19 protein-coding genes and 3 pseudogenes are annotated in these 24988 nt (G+C 64.3%); 10 read left to right on the top strand and 12 right to left on the bottom strand.

Annotated elements, in window-relative coordinates; translation table 11 throughout:
* Together ASG57_RS29175 and ASG57_RS29170 are read left to right on the top strand one after the other, a co-directional pair.
* Window positions 1-268, top strand: a pseudogene (locus ASG57_RS29175) (methyl-accepting chemotaxis protein); the annotation flags it as partial.
* Between the two features lie 505 nt (window positions 269-773).
* Window positions 774-2622 (top strand): annotated as a pseudogene (locus ASG57_RS29170) (methyl-accepting chemotaxis protein).
* Window positions 2623-2640: 18 nt separating this feature from the next.
* On the opposite strand, the gene ASG57_RS38205 reads toward ASG57_RS29170, so the two are convergent.
* Entirely contained in the window at window positions 2641-2946 is a 306-nt protein-coding gene (locus ASG57_RS38205; protein ID WP_155248466.1) for a hypothetical protein, read from the bottom strand.
* On the opposite strand from ASG57_RS38205, the gene ASG57_RS29160 reads away from it, so the two are divergent.
* From ASG57_RS29160 to ASG57_RS29150, 3 genes are all read left to right on the top strand, one after another.
* On the top strand, window positions 2915-4564 hold the full coding sequence (locus ASG57_RS29160) for a methyl-accepting chemotaxis protein (protein WP_156402847.1): 1650 nt from the start codon (window positions 2915-2917) through the stop codon (window positions 4562-4564). The genes ASG57_RS38205 and ASG57_RS29160 overlap by 32 nt on opposite strands.
* A gap of 233 nt (window positions 4565-4797) precedes the next feature.
* Window positions 4798-6492 carry a methyl-accepting chemotaxis protein gene (locus tag ASG57_RS29155; protein ID WP_024339677.1) on the top strand — a complete coding sequence of 565 codons (1695 nt, stop codon included), beginning with the start codon at window positions 4798-4800 and terminating at the stop codon, window positions 6490-6492.
* A gap of 239 nt (window positions 6493-6731) precedes the next feature.
* A complete protein-coding gene (locus tag ASG57_RS29150) occupies window positions 6732-8828 on the top strand; it encodes a methyl-accepting chemotaxis protein (RefSeq protein ID WP_057198537.1) in 2097 nt (698 codons plus the stop codon).
* A 129-nt stretch (window positions 8829-8957) separates the two neighbouring features.
* Here ASG57_RS29150 and ASG57_RS29145 read toward each other — a convergent pair whose 3' ends face one another.
* Both ASG57_RS29145 and ASG57_RS29140 read right to left on the bottom strand, forming a co-directional pair.
* Window positions 8958-10466 carry an acetyl-CoA acetyltransferase gene (locus ASG57_RS29145; RefSeq protein ID WP_024339679.1) on the bottom strand — a complete coding sequence of 503 codons (1509 nt, stop codon included), beginning with the start codon at window positions 10464-10466 and terminating at the stop codon, window positions 8958-8960.
* A 141-nt stretch (window positions 10467-10607) separates the two neighbouring features.
* Entirely contained in the window at window positions 10608-11741 is a 1134-nt protein-coding gene (locus ASG57_RS29140) for a nitronate monooxygenase (protein WP_024339680.1), read from the bottom strand.
* 372 nt (window positions 11742-12113) lie between these two features.
* Here ASG57_RS29140 and yghU point away from each other — a divergent pair, with 372 nt between their 5' ends.
* The gene (gene yghU, locus ASG57_RS29135; RefSeq protein WP_024339681.1) at window positions 12114-12989 is read left to right on the top strand and encodes a glutathione-dependent disulfide-bond oxidoreductase; all 876 of its coding nucleotides are present in this window, start codon (window positions 12114-12116) and stop codon (window positions 12987-12989) included.
* 148 nt (window positions 12990-13137) lie between these two features.
* On the opposite strand, the gene ASG57_RS29130 is transcribed toward yghU, so the two are convergent.
* The 6 genes and pseudogenes from ASG57_RS29130 to ASG57_RS29110 all read right to left on the bottom strand — a co-directional run bounded on the left by ASG57_RS29130 (window position 13138) and on the right by ASG57_RS29110 (window position 17460).
* The gene (locus tag ASG57_RS29130) at window positions 13138-13596 is read right to left on the bottom strand and encodes a GFA family protein (protein ID WP_057198542.1); all 459 of its coding nucleotides are present in this window, start codon (window positions 13594-13596) and stop codon (window positions 13138-13140) included.
* Between the two features lie 12 nt (window positions 13597-13608).
* Window positions 13609-13863: pseudogene (locus ASG57_RS39515) on the bottom strand (GNAT family N-acetyltransferase); the annotation flags it as partial.
* A 21-nt stretch (window positions 13864-13884) separates the two neighbouring features.
* Entirely contained in the window at window positions 13885-14502 is a 618-nt protein-coding gene (locus ASG57_RS29125) for a flavin reductase family protein (RefSeq protein ID WP_024339683.1), read from the bottom strand.
* Window positions 14503-14616: 114 nt separating this feature from the next.
* Window positions 14617-15894: an acyl-CoA dehydrogenase family protein gene (locus ASG57_RS29120; RefSeq protein ID WP_024339684.1), complete on the bottom strand. Its 1278-nt coding sequence runs from the start codon at window positions 15892-15894 to the stop codon at window positions 14617-14619.
* A 297-nt stretch (window positions 15895-16191) separates the two neighbouring features.
* A complete protein-coding gene (locus ASG57_RS29115; RefSeq protein WP_024339685.1) occupies window positions 16192-16572 on the bottom strand; it encodes a VOC family protein in 381 nt (126 codons plus the stop codon).
* Between the two features lie 108 nt (window positions 16573-16680).
* The gene (locus ASG57_RS29110; RefSeq protein ID WP_024339686.1) at window positions 16681-17460 is read right to left on the bottom strand and encodes an SDR family NAD(P)-dependent oxidoreductase; all 780 of its coding nucleotides are present in this window, start codon (window positions 17458-17460) and stop codon (window positions 16681-16683) included.
* A gap of 167 nt (window positions 17461-17627) precedes the next feature.
* Between ASG57_RS29110 and ASG57_RS29105 the strand changes: the two genes are divergently transcribed.
* The 3 genes from ASG57_RS29105 to ASG57_RS29095 are packed head-to-tail and all read left to right on the top strand — an operon-like array spanning window position 17628 to window position 19780.
* Window positions 17628-18416 carry an enoyl-CoA hydratase/isomerase gene (locus ASG57_RS29105; protein WP_057198535.1) on the top strand — a complete coding sequence of 263 codons (789 nt, stop codon included), beginning with the start codon at window positions 17628-17630 and terminating at the stop codon, window positions 18414-18416.
* On the top strand, window positions 18413-19399 hold the full coding sequence (locus ASG57_RS29100) for a phosphotransferase family protein (RefSeq protein ID WP_024339688.1): 987 nt from the start codon (window positions 18413-18415) through the stop codon (window positions 19397-19399). The genes ASG57_RS29105 and ASG57_RS29100 overlap by 4 nt, the downstream gene beginning before the upstream one ends.
* Before the next feature lie 3 nt (window positions 19400-19402).
* Window positions 19403-19780 carry a DUF6285 domain-containing protein gene (locus tag ASG57_RS29095; protein WP_024339689.1) on the top strand — a complete coding sequence of 126 codons (378 nt, stop codon included), beginning with the start codon at window positions 19403-19405 and terminating at the stop codon, window positions 19778-19780.
* A gap of 147 nt (window positions 19781-19927) precedes the next feature.
* Here ASG57_RS29095 and ASG57_RS29090 read toward each other — a convergent pair whose 3' ends face one another.
* On the bottom strand, window positions 19928-20707 hold the full coding sequence (locus ASG57_RS29090) for an enoyl-CoA hydratase-related protein (RefSeq protein ID WP_024339690.1): 780 nt from the start codon (window positions 20705-20707) through the stop codon (window positions 19928-19930).
* A 211-nt stretch (window positions 20708-20918) separates the two neighbouring features.
* On the opposite strand from ASG57_RS29090, the gene ASG57_RS29085 reads away from it, so the two are divergent.
* On the top strand, window positions 20919-22193 hold the full coding sequence (locus ASG57_RS29085; RefSeq protein WP_057198533.1) for an acyl-CoA dehydrogenase family protein: 1275 nt from the start codon (window positions 20919-20921) through the stop codon (window positions 22191-22193).
* Between the two features lie 168 nt (window positions 22194-22361).
* On the opposite strand, the gene ASG57_RS29080 is transcribed toward ASG57_RS29085, so the two are convergent.
* Together ASG57_RS29080 and ASG57_RS29075 are read right to left on the bottom strand one after the other, a co-directional pair.
* Entirely contained in the window at window positions 22362-23939 is a 1578-nt protein-coding gene (locus ASG57_RS29080; RefSeq protein ID WP_024339692.1) for a fatty acid--CoA ligase, read from the bottom strand.
* Window positions 23940-24097: 158 nt separating this feature from the next.
* Window positions 24098-24970 carry an SDR family oxidoreductase gene (locus ASG57_RS29075; protein WP_024339693.1) on the bottom strand — a complete coding sequence of 291 codons (873 nt, stop codon included), beginning with the start codon at window positions 24968-24970 and terminating at the stop codon, window positions 24098-24100.
* Window positions 24971-24988 lie beyond the last annotated feature (18 nt).

Below are 24988 nucleotides of genomic sequence, written 5' to 3'. Positions count from 1 at the left end.
CATCGAGCGCCTGTCGGAGATCTCGTCGGCCATTGCCGCTGCGGTGGAAGAGCAGGGCGCCGCGACCCAGGAGATCGCCCGCAACGTGCAACAGGCCGCGCAAGGCACCCAGCAGGTGTCTTCCAACATCACCGACGTGCAGCGCGGCGCGACCGAGACCGGCACGGCCTCCTCGCAGGTGCTGTCGGCGGCGCAGATGCTGTCGAATGATTCCGGACGGTTGAAGAACGAGGTCAGCAAGTTCCTCGCCAACGTCCGCGCGGCGTAGTTCGCGCTCGCTTGATTTCCAAGGGCGGCGCTGTCGGGTCCTGCCCAACACGCTANGCCTCCTCGCAGGTGCTGTCGGCGGCGCAGATGCTGTCGAATGATTCCGGACGGTTGAAGAACGAGGTCAGCAAGTTCCTCGCCAACGTCCGCGCGGCGTAGAGGCGAGCGCGCGTCTTTCGTGGGAAGTGAGCGGCGCCTTGCGCCGCTCACTTTTTTCAAGCTTCCGCTGAAGGAAGGAAAGGCTTCGTTCCGAGCCATGCCGGCCACGATATGAGAGGCCGGCAATCAGCAGCTGCAAGCTGCGGAACGCTCATCCGTTGAGTCGCATCCTCTTGGATAGTCCCGCAAAAGCCCGGGCTATTTCATGCTGATGCATCAGTATGACTACGGAGTGCCGTTAAGGTGAATGATCTCCAGCGACGGTAAGATCGTGTCGGAAGTCATAGCACGGTTGGAGCCGGTCATCCGACGAGAAACTCCTGATCGTCAGCACTGGGAAGCTCTTTATGTCTTGGATAAACAACGTTCGCATCTCCATCAAGGTTTCCGCAGTGTTTGCGGCGATCTGTCTCGTCGTCGCCGGCAGCACCGCAGCGATCCACAATTCGCTGAACGTGATGAACTCGACGGCGAAAATGACCGTGCATACCTATGAGGTGTTGGAGCAGCTCTCCGAGCTCGTCGGGGCCATGGTCAATGCGGAAACAGGCGTCCGCGGCTATCTCGTTTCGGCGGACCCGGCGTTTCTCGGACCTTACGAATCCGGCCAGAAGCAGTTTCAGGCCGCTGCGGCCAAGGTAGGCAGTCTGACCTCTGACAACCCGGCTCAGCAGAAGCGCCTTGAGCGCGTGAAGGCGTTCGCCAGCGACTGGATGACCAACGTCGCGCAGCGCGAGATAGCGATGATGAAGGACCCTGCAACTCAGTCCAAGGCGCGGGAATTAGAGGCCTCCGGCGCCGGCAAGAAGTCTATGGATGGATTGCGCGCCGTCGTGCAGGAGATGGATGCAGAAGAACGATCGCTCCTGTCGGTGCGCGCTGCATCTGCCGAGGCCGCATCCGCCAACGCGACCATCTCCATGATGATCGGCGGCTTCCTGACGCTGTTGCTCTCACTGGTGGGTGCCTTCGGCGTCGCCATGGCCGTCACCCGTCCCATTCAGCGTATCACCAGCGAGATGGGCATTCTGGCAAATGGCGATACGTCGGTAGTCGTGTCCGGAACGGAGCGCAGGGACGAGATTGGCGAGATGGCCCAGGCGGTCCAGGTGTTCAAGACCAATGCGATCGAGGTCGAGCGGCTCAAGGCGGAGCAGGTCGAGGCTGAGCGACGGAATGCGGAGCAACGCAAGCAGGACATGACCAGGCTTGCAGACGATTTCGAAGGTGCTGTCGGCCAGATCATCGGAACGGTCTCGTCCGCCTCGACGCAGCTCGAGGCGTCGGCCACCACCCTTACCGGCACGGCCGAACGCTCGCAACAACTGGCGACCACGGTCGCCGCCGCTTCGGAGGAAGCCTCGACCAACGTGCAATCGGTGGCTTCGGCGACGGAAGAGATGGCGTCCTCGGTCGGCGAGATCAGCCGTCAGGTGCAAGAGTCCGCACGGATGGCGGGCGACGCCGTCGGCCAGGCCCGCGCCACCACCGACCGCGTCAGCGAGCTGTCCAAGGCCGCCGCTCGCATCGGCGACGTCGTCGAGTTGATCAACACCATCGCCGGTGTCAGCGAGCTGTCCAAGGCCGCCGCTCGCATCGGCGACGTCGTCGAGTTGATCAACACCATCGCCGGCCAGACCAACTTGCTGGCGCTGAATGCGACCATCGAAGCCGCACGTGCCGGTGAAGCCGGTCGTGGCTTTGCCGTCGTGGCGTCCGAAGTGAAAGCGCTCGCCGAGCAGACCGCGAAGGCTACCGGCGAGATCGGCCARCAGATCTCCGGCATCCAGGCCGCGACCAACGATTCCGTCGGCGCGATCAAGGAGATCTCCTCGACCATCGAGCGCCTGTCGGAGATCTCGTCGGCCATTGCCGCTGCGGTGGAAGAGCAGGGCGCCGCGACCCAGGAGATCGCCCGCAACGTGCAACATCGAGCGCCTGTCGGAGATCTCGTCGGCCATTGCCGCTGCGGTGGAAGAGCAGGGCGCCGCGACCCAGGAGATCGCCCGCAACGTGCAACAGGCCGCGCAAGGYACCCAGCAGGTGTCTTCCAACATCACCGACGTGCAGCGCGGCGCGACCGAGACCGGCACSGCCTCCTCGCAGGTGCTGTCGGCGGCGCAGATGCTGTCGAAYGATTCCGGACGGTTGAAGAACGAGGTCAGCAAGTTCCTCGCCAACGTCCGCGCGGCCTAATCGGTCAGAACTCTGCGGCTACAAGAGCGGCGCCGCCTGTTCGGCGCCGCTCACGGCTTGGCACGGGCTGCATATCGGCCCGAGGCCGCGTCCGAGCGGCTCATCTTCCATTTTCCGATAGGCCGGCAAGAATGCGGCGCGCTGGTCCGCATCACCTCCGTAGGACTGCGGAGTATGGCTAATGTTTTCATCATACATCGTGCGCATAAAAACAGGGCCGAACTTCGTGCGCAACTCGGGGAATTGTGCGCTCGATGAGCAATAGGTGCGCCGGCAAGCTTGGGGGTATCTGATGTCCTGGATCAATAATTTGCGCATTTCCATCAAGGTTTCTGCGGTGTTCGTCGCGATCTGCCTGATCGTCGCCGGCAGCACCGGGGCGATCTACCATTCCCTGAGCGTAATGAATTCGACGTCGAGAATGACAGTTCATACCTACGAGGTGCTCGAGCAGCTTTCCGGCCTTGTCGCCGCTATGGTCAACCAGGAAACCGGTGTTCGCGGCTATCTCGTCTCGGGCGATGCCGGCTTTCTGGCCCCCTATGAGGCCGGGCAGAAGCAGTTTCAGGCGGCGGCGGCCAAGGTCGGCAGCCTGACCTCGGACAACGCGGCGCAACAGAAGCGGCTTGAGCAAGTCAAGGCATTCGCCAGCGACTGGGCGACCAGCATCGCGCAGCGCGAAATCGCACTGATGAAGGATCCGGCAACTCAGGCGAAGGCCCGCGAACTCGAAGCATCCGGCGCCGGCAAGAAAGCGATGGATGGCTTGCGCGCGGTGGTGCAGGAGATGGACAAGGAAGAACGATCGCTGTTGTCGGTGCGGGCCGAGGCTGCCAACGCTGCTTCCGGCAACGCAACACTGTCCATGTTGATCGGAGGCCTCGTCACGCTGCTGCTGTCGCTTGCGGGCGCCTTCGGCGTGGCCTTCGCGGTCACTCGCCCCATCCAGCACATCACGACCGAGATGGAGATTCTTGCGAGGGGCGACACGTCCGTGGTGGTGTCGGGCACAGAACGCAAGGACGAGATCGGCGCAATGGCCCAGGCCGTTCAGGTCTTCAAGACCAATGCGATCGAGGTCGAGCGGCTGAAGGCGGAACAGGCTGAAACCGAGCGTCGCAATGTCGAGCAGCGCAAACGTGACATGATCAGGCTTGCGGATGACTTTGAGAGCGCGGTCGGCGAGATCATCGGAACGGTGTCCTCTGCTTCGACACAGCTGGAGGCGTCCGCCACCACCCTCACGGGAACAGCCGAGCGCTCCCAGAAACTGGCGACCACGGTTGCCGGAGCTTCGGAGGAAGCCTCGACCAACGTGCAATCGGTAGCCTCGGCGACGGAAGAGATGGCGTCCTCGGTCGGCGAGATCAGCCGCCAGGTCCAAGAGTCCGCGCGGATGGCCGGCGATGCCGTCGGCCAGGCCCGCGCCACCACCGAGCGTGTCAGCGAGCTCTCCAAGGCCGCCGCTCGCATCGGCGACGTCGTCGAGCTGATCAACACCATCGCCGGCCAGACCAACTTGCTGGCGCTGAATGCGACCATCGAAGCCGCACGTGCCGGTGAAGCCGGTCGTGGCTTTGCAGTGGTGGCGTCCGAGGTGAAGGCGCTGGCCGAGCAGACCGCAAAGGCTACCGGTGAGATCGGCCAGCAGATCTCCGGCATCCAGTCCTCGACCATCGAGCGCCTGTCGGAGATCTCGTCGGCCATTGCCGCTGCGGTGGAAGAGCAGGGCGCCGCGACCCAGGAGATCGCCCGCAACGTGCAGCAGGCCGCGCAAGGCACCCAGCAGGTGTCCTCCAACATCACCGACGTGCAGCGCGGCGCGACCGAGACCGGCACGGCCTCCTCGCAGGTGCTGTCGGCGGCCCAGATGCTGTCGAACGATTCGAGCCGCTTGAAGAACGAAGTTAGCAGGTTCCTGACCAACGTCCGCGCGGCGTAGACCGCTCGAGAAATGAATTAAATGGCGAGCGGCGCACAATGCGCCGCTCGTTGCGTTTGGCGGAGGTAGAAACTCCCGGAGCGGTAGAATACCGAGTGCCCACCGTGTTGTTACGGGCGGCCGGTTTCACCGATGGTTAAATCGCATTTATGACAATGTGAGTGAGGGCGGATTCGTGCGGGAGACGATCTCGTTGGAGTTTTTCATTTTGATCCAGTTTCCGGGGTAGAACGATGCGCAAGAATTTTCCTATCACCGAGATCGAATATCCGGTCAGCGACGAGACGTTGATCGTCTCGCGGACCGACCTCAAGGGCAAGCTCACCTACTTCAACGAGGATTTCGTTGCCGCCGCCGGCTTCACGTCGGCGGAACTCATGGGCCAGCCGCACAACATCGTCCGCCACCCCGACATGCCGCCGGAGGCGTTCGACAATCTCTGGGACACGCTGAAGGCGGGCAAGCCCTGGCTTGGCGCCGTAAAGAACCGTCGCAAGAACGGCGACTTCTACTGGGTGCTGGCGACGGCCTCTCCGATCCGTGAGAACGGGCAGGTCAAGGGCTACACCTCGATCCGCACCAAGCTGCCGGCCGACCAGCGCAGGCTCGCGGAAGAGGTCTACGCCGCGATCCGCGAGAAGAAGCCGCATGGCTATCGTATCGACGCCGGCATCATCCGCCGACGCTCGTGGCTTGATCGGTTCAGCATCTTCACCGGGACGCTGAAGGCGCGGTTGGTCACGACGATGGCGCTCCAGGCGCTGTTCATGCTGGCGCTCGGCATCGGCGGCGCGCTCTCCACCGGCGGTTCGGTCAGCCTGATGCTGGCGTCTCTGGCTGTCTTCGGTGCCGCCATCGTCGGCTTTGCCGGCCTTGCAACGATGCATGCGATCCGCGGCCCGATGCAGCAGCTCAACGACACTTTGCTCAACCTCGTGCAGGACAAGCTCGACAATCGCATCGTGATCGAGCGCGACGACGAGATCGGGGAGGCGCTGCGCAACCTCCAGACCGTGCAAACCATTATCCGCTTCAGCCGCGACGAGGTGCAGGCAGTGCAGCGCCGAGCCGAAAGACAGCGCAAAGCCGACATGACGAAGCTTGCTGACGGCTTCGAGGCCGCGATCGGCGAAATCGTCGAGACCGTGTCCTCAGCCGCAACCGAGCTCGAGGCCTCGGCCTCGACGCTGTCCTCGACTGCGGGCCGGGCGCAGCAATTGGCGACGGCGGTCGCAGCCGGCTCGGAGGAAGCGTCGACCAATGTCCATTCGGTGGCTTCGGCCGCCGAGGAGATGTCCTCCTCGGTGCGCGAGATCGGCCGGCAGGTGCAGGATTCCTCCCGCATCGCCAGCGAGGCCGTCAGCCAGGCACAAGCCACCACGGACCGTGTCAGCGAATTATCTCGGGCCGCTTCGCGGATCGGCGACGTCGTCGAGCTTATCAATGCGATTGCGGGCCAGACCAACCTGCTGGCGCTCAATGCCACCATCGAGGCGGCGCGGGCGGGTGAGGCCGGTCGCGGATTCGCGGTGGTGGCGTCCGAGGTCAAGGCGCTTGCCGAGCAAACGGCCAAAGCCACCGGCGAGATCGGGCAGCAGATCGGCGGCATTCAGGCGGCGACGCAGGATTCCGTCAATGCCATCGGCGAGATCAGCGGCACCATCGCCCGCTTGTCCGAGATCGCTTCGGCAATCGCCGCGGCCGTGGAGCAGCAGGGCGCGGCTACGCAAGAGATCGCCCGCAACGTGCAGCAGGCGGCCAACGGCACCCAGCAGGTCTCGTCCAACGTCGGCGACGTACAGCGCGGCGCCTCCGAAACCGGATCGGCGTCCTCGCAGGTACTTTCCGCGGCGCAGATGCTGTCTCGCGACTCCAACCGCCTCAAGCTCGAGGTCGGCAAGTTCCTCAACTCGGTCCGTGCCGCCTAGCGGCACCTCATTCGCATCGCGCGACGGCGGTCGGAGTTGCTCCGATCGTTTCGCCCGTTGCGGGTTGCTCGGCACAGGGTGGGCAACCATTCGATAATCATACGGTCCGATACAGCGCGTGTCCCGATGAAGTTTGTGACGAACTTTGATGTGAGACAATCCAGCGTTGTCGGAAGCGGTTATTGGTTGCGCGGAATCGTCCTTGTTTCGGGACAGTGCTCACAAGAGGGAAGCGAGCCGTGCACGCGCGAATTGGAACGATCCTGCCTCTGATTGTCTCGGCGCTCGCCCTGATGGGCGTGGCCGCCACCGGTTTTGCGGCGCTTGGCGCCTATCGCGACCGACAGGAGGCGCACGCTTTTGTCGAGCTCAATGCCATCTCGCAACAACTGCTGCACAGTGCCGGACAATGGGCCCTGGAACGGGGGATGACCAACGCGGCGCTGAACGCGCCGGAGACCATCACCGCAGACCGCCGCGCCGAGATTGACAGGATCCGCGCAGATTCCGATCGCGCGTTCCGCGATGCCGCTCAGCGCCTGCGCAGCCTGCCTGTGATGAAATCCGCCGAGTCCCGCGTTGCGGAGGCAGAACGCGTACTTCAGGGCATCGACAGCCTGCGTCGCAAGGTCGATGCGGATCTGACCAGGCAAAAGGCCGAGCGTGATCCTGCCGTCCTCGGCGCGATCGTTCCGGCCATGACCGAGCTGATCGAGATCGCCGCCAATCGGCTGCGCCTCACTCTGGAGACATTGACCGATTCGCCATCGGCGGCGATGACCCGGCTCGTAGGGCTTCGCCACCTCACCGCTGAGATGGCCGAAAATGCCGGCCGGGAGCGGGCCTTTCTCGCGGGCTTGATCAGCGGCCGTACGAAGCTCACCGCAGATGGCATCGGCCAGATATCCGGCCTCCGCGGTCATGTCGATCTAGCCTGGACGACCATCTCGCCTGTCGCCCAACGCGCCGATGTTTCGGTCGGCCTCGGCCGGGCCATCAAGGACGTCGAACAGAAATACTTTGACAGCTACGGTTCGCTGCGCACGGACGTGATCCGGGACGGCAACGCGGGCGAATACAAGATCTCGAGCAACGATTACTTCGCGGGAGCGACCAGCGGCATCAACGCGATTCTGCAGCTTGGTGAGGCTATCGCCGCGGACGCTGATCGGGAAGCCGCCGGGCTTGCCTCAAGAAGCACCTCTCATCTGGTGGTCAGCGGCGGGGTTCTCCTTGCGAGCATTGCTCTTGCACTGCTCAGCTTCTGGGTCGCGTTCTCGCGGATCTTGCGGCCGCTGTCCGCATTGACCACTGCGATGGGCGAGCTTGCCGCGGGCAATTTCTCCATCGTTCTACCCGGCCTTGGTCGCAAGGACGAGATCGGCGACATGGCGCATGCCGTCGAGGCGTTCAAGGTCAAGGCTGAAGAGAAGGCGCGCCTGGAGGTCGACGAAAAGGTCAGGCAGGACCAGATTGCCGCTGAGCAGCGCAAAGCTGACATGCACAGGCTCGCCGGCGCGTTCGAGGCCGCCATCGGCGAGATCGTCGACACGGTGTCATCGGCCTCGACGGAGCTCGAAGCTTCGGCCGGCACGCTGAACACCACTGCCGAGCGCGCCCAGGAGCTGGCGGTCGTGGTTGCATCGGCATCGGACGAAGCGTCCTCCAACGTGCAATCCGTCGCATCGGCGACCGAGCAGCTTTCGTCCTCCGTCAACGAGATCAGCCGGCGAGTGCAGGATCAGGCCCGGATGGCCAACGAAGCCGTCGGACAGGCCGGCCAGACCAACGACAGGATCGGCGAGTTGTCGAAGGCCGCCGCCAGAATTGGCGATGTCATCGAACTGATCGATCAGATTGCAGGGCAGACCAACCTCCTGGCTCTGAACGCCACCATCGAGGCCGCGCGGGCGGGCGAGGCGGGCCGCGGCTTCGCGGTGGTCGCTTCCGAGGTCAAGGCGCTGGCCGAGCAGACGGCCAAAGCCACCGGCGAGATCTCCCAGCACATCACCGGCATTCAAGCGGCCACTCAGGACTCGGTCAGTGCCATCCGGGAAATCGGCGGCTCCATTGCCGGCCTGTCGGAGATTGCCTCGGCGATCGCCGCAGCCGTCGAAGAGCAGGGCGCCGCAACCCAGGAGATCGCGCGCAACGTGCAACTGGCGGCGCAGGGAACGCAGCAGGTGACCGCCAATGTCGGCGACGTCCAGCGCGGCGCCACGGAGACCGGTTCGGCGTCGTCGCAGGTGCTGTCGGCGGCGCAGACGCTGTCACGCGACTCCAACCGCCTCAAGCTCGAAGTCGGCAAGTTCCTGGAGACAGTCCGCGCCGCCTGACATGCCTGCCGCATGGCTGCGATGTCGATCCGCAGCGCGATAGCAGGGAAGTGAATGCCGGTTAGCCGCCGTCGTCAACTCGGGCCAGGCCATGTCGCGCGCGCATCGCGTCCGGGACGCGAGAGCTGGCTACGCTACCCGCCACTCCGGTACGCCGTCGGCGGCCATCGCGATATCCCCGAGCGACCCCACCGGCGTGCGCTCCATGTCGAGCAGATGCTCCAGCGTCGCACTATCGCTCGCCGGAATCCGCGCCAGCGTGCGCCGGTCGTCGGTCGTGCGCAGCATCACCACGCCGTGCTCGACATCGCCGCCGCGGCCGTAGAGCACGGTGAAGCTCTCGACCTTGCCTTTTCCCGTGGCCTCCGTCACAAACTCGGGCACGGCGTGCTTGTTGCGGTCCGCCTCCGCTTGCACGCTCGTCTCCTGAGCCAGCGCCTCGCGCGGCGGGGTTTTCGATACCACCAGCGCGTGGTGCTTGGTGACGAAGCCGCCCTGGCCGTAGAGCAGGCCGAGCTTTGCGCCGTCGCGGACACGCCGCACCATCGCGCAGGCCGCGTGCGTCATGTAGGTGTTGAGCGGCGCGCCGAAGAAGGTGAGGCCGCCGGTCACGGTCGGCTGCACGTCGGCGCCTAAGCCCAGCGTCCGCCGCGCCATCTTGGGCACGCAGGGGAAACAGCTGTAGAGCTCGATCGCATCGAACTTCCTGCCGTTTCCGCCTACGAGGTCCATCACGGCCTTCAGCACCGCGTTCTGCGGGTGGCTCTCGTAAAACTGGTCGCGCAGGAGATAGTCGCGCGGCTCCTCAGCCGAGGCGCCGCCGAGCGGGTAGACCAGCTTGTCCTCGGCAATCCCGGCTGCCCGCGCCCTGGCAAGGCTCGTGAGCAGCAGCGCGCCGCCCATGTTGACGCTGGGGTTTGCCACCATGAGCTTGTTGTAGGGCCAGGCGATCAGGCGGTTTTCGGCGGTCGGCGTCGTGATCTCTTCAGGTGCATAACGCCGTTTGAGCCAGGCATTCGGATTCTGTGCGGCCGCTTCGGAATAGCGCGACCACAGCGTCCCCGACTCCGTCATCGCCTCGCGCGGCGTCTGGCCCCAATGTGCAGAGGAGGCCGCCTCATAGAACGGATAGACCGTCACGGGCCGGAACACGCCGAGTTCCACCGCGAGCGGTTTCTGGAACGCCGCGCCGCGCTTGGGCTCCTCGACGTCGTGCGCAAACGGGGTCCATGGCAGTTTGACGCCCGCGCGCTCCGCCTTGGTGGCAGTTGACTGCGCTTCCGCGCCGCAGACCGCCGCCACTGTGCACTCCCCGCGCGCGATGCGCTTTGCCGCCTCGTGGATGTAGCGGATCGGGCTCTCTCCGCCGACGGGGCCGTAATAGCAATGCGCGGGCGAGATGCCGAGCCGCTGCGCCAGAAGTTTTTCCGGATCGCGATAGCGCCAGCTCAGGAAGTTCACCACGTCGAGCGACTGGACGTCGCCGAGCAGGCTTGCGCCGGCGTCCTGCTCGGCGCGCCGCAGGGCCTGCTCGAGCAGATCGAGTGGCTCGAGGCCGTCGGCGATCTCCTTGGGACGGTCGACGATCTCGCCGACGCCGACGATGACGGGTATACGGTCAGGGGAAACAGTCGTCATTGTTTTTGCTTCTTCACTCTCTCAGACATCTCCGACCTCATCCTGAGGAGCCTGCGAAGCAGGCGCCTCGAAGGATCGGCCGCGGGTTCTCATGGTTCGAGACAGCGCCTGCGCGCCTCGTCATCATGAGGGTCTACACCATTACTCCGCCACCAGCGCATTCATGTGCTCGACGGCTTCGGCGAACTCTTCCTTGAACTCCTGCACCACCGCGCCCGCCGATTTCACGCTGTCGATCAGACCGACGCCCTGGCCGACGAAATAGCTGACGAGATCGCGCGCTTTGGCGTTGCCACTGGCGGCAGCTCGGTCGATCGAACTGAAAGCGTCGCGGCTGATGATGCTTTGCAACGGCATCGGCAGCGCCCCGGGGCTGTCGGGAGCGCGGTCCCAGGCATCGGTCCAGACCGAGCGGAGCTGCCGAGCCGGCTTGCCGGTGCGGCCCTTCGAGCGCACCGCATCGCGCGACGACGCGGTGATCATCTTTTCGCGAAAGATTTCCGTGGTCTCGGCCTCGACGGTCGCAAGCCAAACCGAGCCGGTCCAGGCGCCGGCCGCGCCCATCGCCATGCAGGCCGCCATCTGCCGCCCCGTCATGATGCCGCCGGCGGCGAGCACCGGCACGTCGCGGATGGGCTTGATCGCTTTGATCACCTCGGGCACCAGCACCATGGTCGAGACTTCGCCGCAATGGCCGCCGGCCTCGGTGCCCTGCACCACGAGAATATCGACACCGGCCGCAACCTGACGCAGTGCGTGCTCCTTGGCACCGACCAGCGCCGCAACGGGGACGCCGTGCTTCTTGCCCATCTCGATCATCGCCTTCGGCGGCACGCCCAGCGCATTGGCAATCAGGCGGATCGGGTGATTGAAGGAGACCTCGAGCAGCCGAAGCGCAGTTTTCGCATCAAACGGCTGCGGCTGGTCGGCTGCGACCTCCGTGGTGGTGAGCTCGATGTCGTATTTCTTCAGGAGATCGCGCGTGTAGTTGCGATGCTCCTGCGGCACGCGCGTTTCCAGGCTCTTCCAGGTGACGTCCTTCTCGCCCGCAGTCGAGATGTTCTCGGGAATCAGGACATCGATGCCATAGGGCTTGCCATCGACGTGATCGTCGATCCACTTCAACTCGCGTTCGAGCGTGTCAGGCGTGTGCACGGTCGCGCCGAGCACGCCGAAGCCGCCGGCGCGACTGACGGCCGCGACGACATCGCGGCAATGGCTGAAGGCGAGCAGCGGGAATTCAATGCCCAGCATGTCGCAGATCGGCGATTTCATGACTCTCTCCCGGCGCCTTCGCGTCTCGTACTCTCGCTCGCGAAGCAAAGCGACGCTAGCCGATCGTCACTCACGATGACATGCCGAATTGGGCAAGGCATCTTGTGTGTAGGCGTCGCGCTCTTCCCGCAGGGCCGCTGCGACCCGCCACTCCGGGGCTCGCGTCAGCGAGAACCCGGAATCGATTTTGCAGAGCATTCTGGCGGCGCGATGGATTCCGGGCTCGCCCTGCGGGGGCCCCGGAATGACGGGGAGCGAGCTTGCCATGACGAAACGGTGAGATGCCACGGCCGGCAATGCGTCTCGGAGGGCTTGCCATCGGCCAATCGCGGTCTAATTAATGCAGGCGCATCTTTCCGCCGGAGCCCCCGCATGACCGACGCCCCTGCCTACGTGCCGCCCAAAGTCTGGACCTGGAACAAGGAGAACGGCGGGCAGTTCGCCAGCATCAACCGCCCGATCGCCGGCCCAACCCACGAGAGGGAGCTGCCGGTCGGCAGGCATCCGCTTCAGCTCTATTCGCTGGCGACCCCGAACGGGGTGAAGGTCACGGTGATGTTGGAGGAGCTCCTGGCGCTTGGTCACGAGGGAGCCGAATACGATGCCTGGCTGATCAAGATCGGCAATGGTGACCAGTTCGGCAGCGGCTTCGTCGACATCAATCCGAACTCGAAAATCCCGGCACTGATGGATCGGTCCGGTCGGGAGCCGATCCGGGTGTTCGAGTCCGGCTCGATCCTGCTCTACCTCGCCGAGAAGTTCGGCGCCTTCCTGCCGAAAGACATCAACGCCCGCACCGAGACCATGTCCTGGCTGTTCTGGCAGATGGGCAGCGCTCCCTATCTCGGCGGCGGCTTCGGCCACTTCTACGCCTACGCACCGTTCAAGATAGAATACGCCATCGATCGCTTCGCGATGGAGGTCAAGCGCCAGCTCGACGTGCTCGACCGGCGCCTCGCCGATAACGAGTATCTCGCGGGCAAGGAGTACACAATCGCGGACATGGCGGTGTGGCCGTGGTATGGCGCACTCGCCAAGGGACTGGTCTATGGCGCCGGGGAATTCCTGTCGGTCCAGGACTACAAGAACGTGCAGCGCTGGACCGACGAGATCGCCAAGCGCCCAGCCGTGAAGCGCGGCCGCATGGTCAACCGCGTCTCCGGCGATCCCGCCAGCCAGCTCCACGAACGTCATGATGCCAGCGATTTCGAGACGAAGACGCAGGATAAGATCGCGCCGGCGACCTAGGAGACTTTCGACGTCATGGCCGGGCTGAACACTTGTGCCGGCCATCCATGTCCTTTGTGGCCGCTACGAAGAGCGTGGACGGCCCCGACAACCCCGGGCATGACGATCCTTGTCAGGCGACGCTGAGCCCGAAGCATGGCCTCGCGCCTCAATCCGGCAGCATCTCTCCGGACCCGCCGAAGTCCGCCGGCAGGTCGGCATATTTCGGCAAGCCGTCCCTGACCGACACCATCTTGCTCGCGTAGTTCGCGTGCAGGGTCGGCCGGTGCTGGTATCCCTTGAGCAGGTTGGCGTAGACGTCGATCAGCCGCATCCGCGGATGCTCGGTCATGACATGGCCGCCGCAGCGTTTGCAGAACTTTCGATAGGAATGCTCGGTCTTGTTGAACGTTCCGAGCTCTGCCTCGCCCTTGGTGATGCGCACATCGTCCGACTTCCACAGGCTGAAAGCATTGATTGGAGCGGCCGACCACGCTTGGCAGTCGGCGCAATGGCAATAGCCTGCAAATATCGGTTTGCCGGTGGCCTCGACCTCGACGGCTCCACAGAAGCAGCCGGCGCGATAGCTCGCCTGCGGTTCGGCCTGCGCATCGCCGTCATCCGCCAGGAGGTCGTTATAGCCGGGATCCTTGCGCATGAAATTGCGGATGAAATCGCATTCGACCGAAAGCTTACGCCCTTGCGCTCGCACCGCGTCCAGTGTGGCGCGGCCGAGCTTTGAGCCGATGCCGCGGCCGCCGAGCTCCGGCGGCACTTCGGTGTGCACGAGGGTGATCGCACCGTCGCTCTTCCGGTAAGTCACGAAGGCGACAGGCCCGTCGACGTCGAGCTCGAACCGGTTGCGTTCTTCGTTGTCTCGAAAGGCTTCCGGCATCGTCTCGCTCCTTTTCTGCGGCTATTTGCTCTTCACGCCCTCCGCCGCCGGAAACGCCACGCGGTCGTCCGTGCGGCAGTAGCGGTCGGCGAACATGCGGCCGATCGGATGATAGCGGTCCATATGCACCCGCATCGCCTCGGGATCCCAGAGTTCGTCGCGGATGTGAAAGTGGATGCCTTCACCCATGATCAGGCGACGATCGTCGTTCACGTCGATCAGCTTCCAGAGCTTGCACTCCATGGCCCAGGGTGTGTCGGCCAGCCGGGGCACGGCAATTTTCGTCGAGGGCGCGAGCTTCAGGCCGAGATAGTCCGGCTCGCCGATCTCAGGCGGAAAGTCGCCGCTGGACTCGTGCATCGCCCGCGCCAGCGGCTCGTCGGCAATGTTGACCACGAATTGGCCGGTTCGCTGGATGTTGAGAAACGTATCCTTGTCCTCGCCGTTCGGCTTGCGGTTGGCCGCGAACATGCAGAGCGGCGGATCTTCGCAGAAGGCGTTGAAGAAGCTGAATGGTGCAGCGTTGACGACGCCGGTCGGTCCGAGTGTGGTCACCCACGCGATCGGACGCGGCAGAATGAAGGAGGTCAGCACCTTGTAACGCTCGCGTGGCGTCAGGTCGCTGGCGGCGTATTCCATGCTAGCTCCGGGGCAAGCCGTCATTGCCGGGTTTGGGCCCGGCAATCCATCAATCCTGAAGCAATGTTCCATTCGATGGATGCGCGGGTCAAGCCCGCGCATCACGCGTTGAGATCAAGCCATGCTCAGCTCGTGCCGGCCGACCACCATCCAGTGCACCTCGTCCGGACCGTCGGCGAAGCGCAGGTGACGCACATCCTGGTACATCTCCGCTAGCGGGGTCCAGTGCGAGATGCCCGTGGCACCGTGCATCTGGATCGCCTGGTCGATGATCTTGCAGGCGCGCTCCGGCACCATGGCTTTTACCATCGAGACCCAGACGCGGGCCTCCTTGTTGCCGAGCACGTCCATGGCCTTGGCGGCCTTCAGCACCATCAGCCGCATCGCTTCGATCTCGCAGCGCGCCTGCGCGATGATCTGCATGTTGCCGCCCAGATGAGCGATCTTCTTGCCGAAGGCCTCGCGGGTGAGGCCACGCTGCACCATCAGGTCTAGCGCCTTTTCGGCCTTGCCGATGGTGCGCATGCAGTGATGGATACGGCCGGGTCCGAGGCGCAGCTGCGAGATCTCGAAGCCGCGGCCTTCGCCGAGCAGGATATTCTCCTTGGGCACGCGCACATTGTTGAAGCGCATATGCATGTGGCCCCGCGGCGCGTGATCCTGGCCGAACACGTACATCGGTCCGAGCACCTCGACGCCGGGCGTGTCGCGCGGCACCAGGATCTGCGACTGCTGCTTGCTCGGCGCCGCGTCCGGATTGGTCTTCACCATCACGATGAGGATTTTGCAGCGGGGATCGCCGACGCCGGAGATGTAATACTTCTCGCCGTTGATGACCCATTCGTCGCCGACGAGCTTGGCCGTGGTCGAGATGTTCTTGGCGTCGGAGGAGGCGACATTCGGCTCGGTCATGACGTAGGCCGAGCGGATCTCGCCGTTGAGCAGTGGCTTCAGCCACTTCTCCTTCTGCTCTTTGGTGCCGACGCGCTCCAGCACCTCCATGTTGCCGGTGTCGGGCGCCGAGCAGTTCATCGTCTCGGACGCCAGCGGGCTCTTGCCGAGCTCGGCGGCGATATAGGCGTAGTCGAGATTCTTCAGGCCCTGACCGGTCTCGTCGTCGGGCAGGAAGAAGTTCCAGAGGCCTTCCTGCTTGGCCTTGTTCTTCGCCTTCTCCAGCACCTCGAGCTGCTTTGGCGTGAAGCTCCAGCGATCCTCCTTGCCTTCGCCGGCCTTGGCAAACTCGATCGACATCGGCTCGACGGTGTCGCGGATGAACTTCTTGACGTGGTCATAGAGCGGCCTGACCTGATCCGACATGCGGAGGTCGTTGAGGTCGTCGCCGGGATTGAGGGTGTAGTTGGTGGTGCGGGGAATGTAGGTGTGTTTTGTCATTGTTCCTCCCGTATCGCTGAGATCATGCTGGACGCGAGAATAGTCGCAGCGCGGCCAAAGCGCGAGCGCGCATTTTCACGCGCAGGCATGCCATGCGATGGAATTCGCGAATGCGTTTGAAATGTTGTTTGAACGCCGACTGAGGGAGGCGGCAGGCGCCCGCCTCCCACGTCGCTGTCATCGCCCGATTCAATCGGGCGATACAGTATCCCAGAGGCGACAGTGATGAACGAGAGGGCCGCGGCGCACTGTATGCTCCGGTCCAGGCCGGGGCATACAGCTGTGGGTGTGGCTAGATCAAGCAGGCATCCGGTGCATCGCGCAGATCTTGTTGCCGTCGAGGTCGCGCAGGTAAGCCAGATAGAGCTTGCCGCCAGGGCCCTGGCGCACGCCGGGCGGATCTTCGATCGATGTCCCACCTGCTGCGACACCGGCTGCGTGCCATTGGTCGACCTGCTCCGGCGAGTTGCAGGCAAAGCCGATCGTGCCGCCGTTCGCGCAGGTCGCCGGCTCGCCGTTGATCGGCTTCGACACCGAGAAAACGCCGGTCTTGGTGATGTAGAAGATGCGATGGCCGTCCACTTTCGCCGGTCGCACCTCGAGCGTGCCGAGCAGCTTGTCGTAGAACGCCTTTGCCTTGTCGAGGTCGTTGGTGCCGATCATGACGTGCGAGAACATTTGCCCATTCCCTTTGTAGCCCGGATGGAGCGAAGCGAAATCCGGGTCTGTTTGTTCTTGGCAGTCCCGGACTACGCTTCGCTCCATCCGGGTTACGAACGCGAGAGATCAAAAAGCCGTGTAGCCGCCGTCGATCACGAACGTATCCGCCGTGTGATAGGACGACGCCTTGCTCATCAGATACACGGCGATGCCGCCGAAATCGGATGCTTCGCCGAAGCGGCGCATCGGAATCCGCGGCATGACGTTGGCGACAAACTTGTCGTTGGCCATGAGTCCCGCGGTCATGTCACTCTTGATCCAGCCCGGCAGGATCGCATTTGCGGTGACACCGTAGCGCGCCAGCTCGACGCCGAGCGCGCGCACCAGGGCGTTGATGGCGGCCTTGGTCGCGGCATAATGCTCGTTGCGCGCGGTGCCGAAGATCGAGGCAAGGCTGGAGGTCGCGACGAGCCGGCCGAAGGGATCGCCGGCATTGGCGCGATCCGTCATGTGCTTGGCCGCAGCCTGGAAGGCATGGAACACGCCGTCGAGATTGGTCGCGAACATCGTGCGCCATTCTTCCTCGGTTCGCTCGATGAATGAGCGCCGGCCGCCGCCGCCGATGCCGGCATTGGCGAAGCAGCCGTCGATCCGGTCGAACGTGTCGAGCGTCGCCTTCATCGCGGCATTGACCGAGGCCGGGTCGGTGACGTCGCAAACGCGGGTGTCGACCTTGCCGGGAAGACCGGCCAGGCTCGCGGCCGCAGCCTTGTTCTTGTCCGCATTGCGGCCCCAGATCGACACGTTGCAGCCTTGGGCCGCGAGCGCCTGCGCGATGCCGAGGCCGATGCCGCCATTGCCGCCGGTGATCACGGCGACGCGGCCGGAGAGGTCGAAAAGGTTCATGGCGCGTTTCCTGTAGTTCGTGTGGCGCGTATCAGCCGCTGCGCACAAGATTGCTTGCTATGCTGCGATCACCATGGACAAGACCGCGCCAAAAATCAAATATGCGCCCCAGCAAAAGTAATTCCGGTCTGCGAAACTGTCGCAGGCCGCAACTGACGAGGGAAGCCATGCAGTTCAAACACGTCGCGCTCGATTTCGATGGCGCCGTCGCGATCCTCAAGCTCGACCATCAGGAGGTGATGAACGCGGTTTCCGTCGACATGTTGAGCGGTCTTTCCGAGGCGCTCGATGCGATCGAGGAGAAGAAGGACGAGGTGCGCTGCGTGGTGCTGACCGGCGCGGGGCGGGCGTTCTGCACGGGAGCGAACCTCCAGGGCCGCAACAACCAGTCGAAGAAGACCAAGGCCGGCCTGACGCTGGAGACCGGCTTCCACCCCTTCCTGCGCCGTATTCGCAACCTGCACTGCCCGATCGTCACCGCGGTGAACGGCCCGGCGGCCGGCGCCGGCATGAGCTTCGCGTTGCTCGGCGACATGATCCTGTGCGCGCGCTCGTCGTATTTCCTGCAGGCGTTCCGCCGCATCGGTCTCGTGCCGGACTGCGGCTCGACCTGGCTCCTGCCGCGCCTCATCGGTCGAGCGCGCTCGATCGAGCTGTCGCTGATGGGCGAGCGCCTCCCGGCCGAGAAGGCCCTGGAATGGGGCCTGGTCAACCGCGTCTATGACGACGGCGTGCTGATGGAAGAGGCGATGAAGCTGGCGCGCGAACTCGCCAGCGGCCCGACGGTCGCGCTCTCTCTGATCCGCAAGCTGTATTGGGACAGCCCGGAAAATTCCTTCGAGGATCAGCTCAATCTCGAGTTCCAGTGCCAGCTCCGAGCCGGCGATACCCAGGACTTCCGTGAAGGCGTCGGCGCATTCCTGGAGAAGCGGCCCGCGCAGTTCAAAGGCAAATGATCGAAGCGGAGCTCTCGCGCAGCGTTAGGCGCTGGTGCCCGGGCGCGACTGGCGTCACCGGCGCAGCAAAGCTGTCGGGCGGCGCCAGCCAGGAGACTTGGCGCTTTGACATCCTGCACCCCAATGGGCCGATCGGTGCCATCCTGCGTCGTTCGCCCAAAGGCTACGGAGCGGCTCCAACGCGCGCGGCCGGTCTGGGTGCCGAAGCACAGCTGATGCAGCTGGCCTATGAGGGCGGCGTGCCGTCGCCGCGCGTGATGCACGTGCTCACGCCGGAGGACGATCTCGGCACCGGCTTCATCATGCAGCGGGTCGAGGGCGAGACCATCGCGCGCAAGATCCTGCGCGACGACGAATACGCGGCGGCGCGCCCGATTCTGGCGCGGCAGATCGGCGGTATTCTCGCTGGTCTCCATCGACTGCCGAAGGACAAGCTGCCCGAGCTGCGCAGCCGTGGCGCGACCCAGGAAATCTCCGAATTCGAGCGCGACTACCGCAGCCTGGACTGGCCCAAGCCGGTGTTCGAGCTGGCGCTGCGTTGGCTGCGTGACCACGACCCGGGCCCATCAGCCGAGACCACGCTGGTGCACGGCGATTTCCGCAACGGCAATCTGATCATCGGCGCCGACGGCGTCCGTGCCGTGCTCGACTGGGAGCTCGCCCATCTCGGCGATCCCATGGAGGATCTCGGCTGGGTCTGCGTCAATTCCTGGCGTTTCGGCGAGATCGACAAGCCCGTCGGCGGCTTTGGCTCGCGCGAGGAACTGTTCGCCGGCTACGAGGCCGCCGGCCGCAAAGTCGATGTAGCGCGCGTCAAATTCTGGGAAGTGATGGGCACGCTGCGCTGGGGCATCATGTGCGGCGGCATGATGCAGCGCTTTCGCGAGGGGCCGGATCATTCCATGGAGCGCGCCATGATCGGCCGCCGCGCCTCCGAGACCGAGATCGATCTGTTGCGGCTCTTGGCGCCGCGCGGGAGCTGACACATGCAGGACGAGCCGACCCCGATCGAGCTGACCAAGGCGGTCGCTGATTTCCTCCGCAATGACATCACGCCGCTGATCTCCGGCCACCAGGCCTTCAAGCTGCGCGTGGCCATCAACATCCTCGATCTCGTGACGCGGCAGCTGATCCGGGAGGACGAGGGCGATGCCAGGGAGGTCGAGCGCCTCCGCGTGCTGCTCGGCATCGAAGGCTCGGTCACCGAACTCAACCGCGCACTCGCCGGGCGCATCGCCAAAGGCGAGGTGGATCTCGCGACTCCAGGTCTCGCCGAGCATCTGTGGGCGACCACGATGGACAAGCTTGCGGTCGATCAGCCGAATTACGCCTCGTACAAGCGGGAGCTGTCGCGCGACAGCTAGGCCTCTTCCCGTCATTGCGAGCCGACGGGTCCGCGCAGAGCGCGGCCCGATGACAGGCTCCGCGAAGCAATCCAGGGTCTTTCGGCACGGGCAGTCTGGATTGCTTCGTCGCAAGAGCTCCGCGCAATGGCGAGCGAAAGGACCTGTCTACTTCCCCACCCATTTCGGCGGCCGCTTCTCCGAGAACGCCTTCGGGCCCTCGATATAATCCTGCGAGGCCACCATCGCCTTGACCGCCGGATACTCGCGCTGCTCCTCGATCGCCTGTTCCAGCGAGACGGCGAGCCCCTTCTGGATCGCCTGCTTCGAGGCGCGGATCGACATCGGCGAATTCTTGGCGATCATGTCGGCCCAGCGCAGCGCGGCGTTGAGGGCCTCGCCCTGCGGCACCACCTCGTTAACGAAGCCGAGCTCGAGCCCCTCCTTGGCGCTGACATGGCGTGCGGTGAGGATCATGCCCATGGCGCGCTTCAGACCGATCTGCCGCGGCAGCCGGTGCAGGCCACCGGCAAGCGCGGCAAGGCCGACGCGCGGCTCGGGCAGGGCGAAGGTGGCGTTCTCCGAGGCGATGATGAGGTCGCAGGCCAGCGCGATCTCGAAGCCACCGCCCATCGCGACGCCGTTCACGGCTGCGATGATCGGCTTGTCGCAGTCGAAGCGCGAGGTGAGACCGGCAAAGCCGCCCTTGTCCCAGCCGCGCTTGCCGCCGGCAGCTTGCCACTTCAGATCGTTGCCGGCGCAGAACGCCTTGTCGCCGGCGCCGGTGACGATCGCGATCCACTGCTCGGGATCCCCCGAGAAATCGTCGAACACCTTCTGCAGTTCGAAGTGCGCATCGGTGTGCAGCGCGTTGTAGACCTCGGGCCGCGACAGCGTGACGATTGTGATCGGCCCCTTGCGTTCCACTCTGGAAAACTTCAGCTCCATGGTCGCTCCCGCATTTTCTCCTGAAGGAATATTGATGCCATAGTAGCGCGCGTTGGCGACGGAGCACCACCGAATTACGCAATGCGCTTTGCGCAGCTGTCACGCCTCGGCTTGCTTGACTTGCGCGAGCTCTTCTCCGCTTAATCATGCGAAGCAAGAATGCGCCTAGCGCCTTAACGCAAAACGACAAATCATTCTCGGGAGAGAACCCTTGGATTTCTCACTGCCTGCCGATCTCGTCGCCTATCTCGGAGAGCTCGACCGTTTCATCGAACGCGAGATCAAGCCGTTGGAACAGGCCGACGACAACATCCGCTTCTTCGATCACCGCCGCGAATGGGCGCGCACCGATTTCGAGAATGGCGGCCTCCCGCGGCATGAATGGGAGGCGCTGCTGCGCAAGGCGAAGGATCTTGCCGATGCCGCCGGGCATCTCCGCTTTCCGGTGCCGAAGCAATATGGCGGGAAGGACGGCTCCAACCTCTGGATGGCGGTGATCCGCGAGCACTTCGCCGCAAAGGGTCTCGGCCTGCACAACGATCTCCAGAACGAGCATTCCGTCGTCGGCAACTTCCCCGTCGTCACCATGCTCGACCGCTACGGTCGCGACGACCAGAAGGCGATGATCGACGGTTCGATCAGGGGCAAGTACCGCATCACCTTTGGCCTGACCGAGCCGCATCACGGCTCGGACGCCACCCACATGGAGACGCGCGCGGTGCCGGCCACCCGCGATAACGTCAAGGGGTGGATCATCAACGGCGAGAAGATGTGGACCACCGGGATGCACGTCGCAACGCATTGCGCGCTGTTCGCGCGCACCAGCGGCAATGACGGCGATGCCCGCGGCATCACCTGCTTCCTGGTCCCGGCCAAGAGCCCCGGTGTTAAGGTCGAGGAATACATGTGGACCTTCAACATGCCGACCGATCATCCGCGCGTCAGCTTCACGGACGTGTTCGTGCCTGAGGATGCGCTATTCGGCGAGGTGGGCCGCGGCCTCTCGCTGGCGCAGTGCTTCGTGCACCAGAACCGCATCCGCCAGGCGGCGAGTTCGCTCGGCGCGGCCGTGTACTGCATCAACGAGAGCGTGAAATACGCGCGCGAGCGCAAGCCGTTCGGCAAGGCCCTCGCCGAGAACCAGGCGATCCAGTTCCCGCTGGTCGAGCTCGCCACGCAAGCGGAAATGCTGCGCCTTCTGATCCGCAAGACCGCCTGGGAGATGGACCAGCTCACCGAGGAGCAGATCGAGCGTACGCTGTCCGACCGGGTCTCTATGTGCAATTACTGGGCGAACCGCCTCTGCTGCGAATCCGCCGACCGCGCCATGCAGGTCCACGGCGGCATGGGCTATTCACGCCACAAGCCGTTCGAGCACATCTATCGCCATCACCGCCGCTACCGCATCACCGAAGGCAGCGAGGAGATCCAGATGCGCAAGGTGGCGGGGTTCCTGTTCGGGTATATGGGACCGGGGAAGCATTGACTGGGCAACAATCCAAATCGTCGTATGGAGGCAATCTGGATTGTCTCGTCGCAACGGCTCCTCGCAACGACGCGCGGAGAGCAACGCCTCTCTCCTCCGTCATCGCGAGATCAGCGAAGCAATCCGGCATCTCTCAAGGAAGGTAGTCTCGATGGCTGCGCCTCGAGGCTAGTTCACCCGCCGATCCTTCCCCGCCCAGTACGGCTCACGCAGCTGCCTTCTCAGGATCTTTCCTGAAGGATTCCGCGGCAGCGCCGGCAAGAACTCGACGCTCTTCGGCGTCTTGTAGCCGGCGATGCGCTCGCGGGTGAAGTTGATGATGTCGGTGGCCGTCGCTTGCTTGCCCGGCTTCATCACCACGACGGCCTTCACCGCCTCGCCCCATTTGTCGTCGGGCACGCCGATGACGGCGGCCTCGGCGACATCAGGATGGTCGCACAGCGCGCTCTCGACCTCCGCAGGATAGATGTTCTCGCCGCCCGAGATGATCATGTCCTTGATGCGGTCGTGGATGTAGAGATAGCCGTCCTCGTCCATGTAGCCGGCATCGCCCGTGCGCAGCCAGCCGTCGCCGCGCAGCGTCGCGGCAGTTGCCTCCGGCAGGTTCCAATAGCCCGCCATGTTGGAGCCAGAGCGCGTCGCGATCTCGCCGACCTGCCGCGGCGGCAGCGGTTTGCCGTCGACATCCAGAATCGCGATCTCGACGCCCGGAAGCGCCTTGCCGGCCGAGCGCATCCGCTCCAGCCCCTCGACGTGATCCTCCGGCGGCAGCGCGACGATCGTGCCCGTGGTCTCGGTCATGCCGTACATCTGCACAAAGCCGCATTTGAAGACCTCGATGCACTCCTTCAGCAGCGCCGCGGGGATCGGCGAGGCGCCGTAGAGCATGTACTTCAGCCGCGAGAAATCGACCGTCTTCGCGCGCGGCTGCCGCACCACGAACTGCATCGCCGCCGGCACCATGAACAGTTTCGTGATGCCCGACTGCTCGAAGAAATCCAGCACCTTGGTCGGATCGAACTCGCGCGCGATGACGCCGCGGGCGCCGTGATAGAGGCCCATCACGCCCCAGCCGGAGCCGCCGATGTGGAAGATCGGCATCGCGACCAGCGAGACGTCGCCGGTCGACCACCGGTTCCACTCCGGTTTGTCTTCGGCGTTGCCCGTCTGCACCAGGTTGAGGAAGTTCGCGTGGCTCAGCATCGCGCCCTTCGGCTTGCCTGTCGTGCCGGAGGTGTAGAGCTGGATCGCGATGTCCCTGGTGTCGATCGGCACCTTCGGGTCGTCACCGCTCTGCGCATCGCGCCAGGCCGTGAAATCCTGCCATTCCGGCGCGCCGCCTTCCGTGGTGATGATGGTGTGAACGCCGGGGAGCTGGTCCTTGATCTGGCGGACGAGCGTGATGAACTCCGGCCCGACGAACAACACAGGCGCCCTGCAGTCCGAAACGATGAAGGCGACCTCCGGCCCGGCGAGCCGCCAGTTCACCGGCGCCATCACGACGCCAGCCTTCATTGCGCCCATCAGGAGCTCGAAATAGGTGTCGCTGTTCTTGCCGAGATAGGCGATGCGATCGCCCTTCTTCACGCCCATCGCAAGCAGCGCGTTGGCGACCTTGTTGGTCTTGATATCGAATTCGGCAAAGCTGGTGGTGCGGCCTTCGAACTCGTAGGCGATTGCGTTGCCGCGGCTCTTCGCGCGCTCGCGCACCATATCGGCTAGATTCGCCAATGGCTGTATGGACATGTTTCTCCCGTGACGACTTGTTTTTATGCTTGGGAGTGTGGCGTCATCCGCGGGTGAAGACAAGACGGGAGGGCGATGCCGTGGCTTCGTGGCCCGGATGCGGCGCACCACGCCGCAAGTGCGGCGCGCTGCACTCCGTCCGGGGCACGCGGCAGCAATTATCCCCGCTTCGCCCGGTCCTTCTCGTTCTGCGCCATGATGCTGTCGCGCGCGGTCTTCCAGTCGTCGTCGCTCCAGTCGCGGAGCTGGTAGAAATTTCCGCCCATGGCGAGCGCTTGGGCGCCGTCCATGGCAACGGTCTCGCCGTTGATCCAGTCGCAGCCGCCGGAGATCAGGAACACTGCGAGGTTCTGCAGTTCCTCCATCGTGCCGACCCGGCCCATCGGATTCATCGCCTTGGTGCGCGCGCCAGCTTCGTCTCCCGGCTTGATGCGCTTGCTCATGCCTTCTGTCGGGATCTCGCCCGGCGCGATAGTGTTGAGGCGGATGCCGTAGCGGCCCCATTCGGTCGCGAGCGACATCGTCATCGCGTGGATCGCCGACTTGCTCATCGCCGACGGCACCACGTAAGGCGAGCCGTTGCGCACCCAGGTCACCGTGATCGAAACGACATTGCCAGGCTGCTTCAAGGCGATCCACCGCTTGCCGATCGCGTGCGTCACGTAGAACGTGCCGTGCATGACGATGTTGGCGACCGCATCGAAGCCGCGCGGCGACAGCTCTTCGGTGCGAGAGATGAAATTGCCGGCCGCATTGTTGATGAGATCGGTGAGGGGACCCTCGCGAAAGATGTTCTCGACCATCTCCTCGACCGCGAGCGCGTTGCGGATGTCGACGCCGTGGCTGGTAACGCGGCCGCCGTAGAGGTCCATCAGCTCGATCGCGGTCTCGTCGCAGACGACCTTGCGCCGGCCGCAGATGTGCACCTCGGCGCCGAGCTGGAGAAAGCGCGCCGCCATCGACTTGCCGAGCCCGGTGCCGCCGCCGGTCACGAGAATGCGCCGGCCGGCGAGAAGATTTTCCTTGAACATGGCTGTTTCCCCCGTAGG

This window comes from Bradyrhizobium sp. Leaf396, assembly GCF_001424605.1.
GTDB classification, from domain to species: Bacteria; Pseudomonadota; Alphaproteobacteria; order Rhizobiales; family Xanthobacteraceae; genus Bradyrhizobium; species Bradyrhizobium japonicum_C.
The sequence above is the reverse complement of the archived record's forward strand: the minus strand, read 5'-3'. Positions and strand labels throughout refer to the sequence as shown.

Coding starts and splice junctions, on each gene's coding strand:
- ASG57_RS29115 (WP_024339685.1), bottom strand. CDS start 16,572: ATGTTCTCGCACGTCATGATCGGCACCAACGACCTCGACAAGGCAAAG.
- ASG57_RS29145 (WP_024339679.1), bottom strand. CDS start 10,466: ATGACGACTGTTTCCCCTGACCGTATACCCGTCATCGTCGGCGTCGGC.
- ASG57_RS29075 (WP_024339693.1), bottom strand. CDS start 24,970: ATGTTCAAGGAAAATCTTCTCGCCGGCCGGCGCATTCTCGTGACCGGC.
- ASG57_RS29140 (WP_024339680.1), bottom strand. CDS start 11,741: ATGAAATCGCCGATCTGCGACATGCTGGGCATTGAATTCCCGCTGCTC.
- ASG57_RS29095 (WP_024339689.1), top strand. CDS start 19,403: ATGCAGGACGAGCCGACCCCGATCGAGCTGACCAAGGCGGTCGCTGAT.
- ASG57_RS29105 (WP_057198535.1), top strand. CDS start 17,628: ATGCAGTTCAAACACGTCGCGCTCGATTTCGATGGCGCCGTCGCGATC.
- ASG57_RS29160 (WP_156402847.1), top strand. CDS start 2,915: ATGTCCTGGATCAATAATTTGCGCATTTCCATCAAGGTTTCTGCGGTG.
- ASG57_RS29125 (WP_024339683.1), bottom strand. CDS start 14,502: ATGGAATACGCCGCCAGCGACCTGACGCCACGCGAGCGTTACAAGGTG.
- ASG57_RS29155 (WP_024339677.1), top strand. CDS start 4,798: ATGCGCAAGAATTTTCCTATCACCGAGATCGAATATCCGGTCAGCGAC.
- ASG57_RS29110 (WP_024339686.1), bottom strand. CDS start 17,460: ATGAACCTTTTCGACCTCTCCGGCCGCGTCGCCGTGATCACCGGCGGC.
- ASG57_RS29100 (WP_024339688.1), top strand. CDS start 18,413: ATGATCGAAGCGGAGCTCTCGCGCAGCGTTAGGCGCTGGTGCCCGGGC.
- ASG57_RS29120 (WP_024339684.1), bottom strand. CDS start 15,894: ATGACAAAACACACCTACATTCCCCGCACCACCAACTACACCCTCAAT.
- yghU (WP_024339681.1), top strand. CDS start 12,114: ATGACCGACGCCCCTGCCTACGTGCCGCCCAAAGTCTGGACCTGGAAC.
- ASG57_RS38205 (WP_155248466.1), bottom strand. CDS start 2,946: ATGGAAATGCGCAAATTATTGATCCAGGACATCAGATACCCCCAAGCT.
- ASG57_RS29090 (WP_024339690.1), bottom strand. CDS start 20,707: ATGGAGCTGAAGTTTTCCAGAGTGGAACGCAAGGGGCCGATCACAATC.
- ASG57_RS29080 (WP_024339692.1), bottom strand. CDS start 23,939: ATGTCCATACAGCCATTGGCGAATCTAGCCGATATGGTGCGCGAGCGC.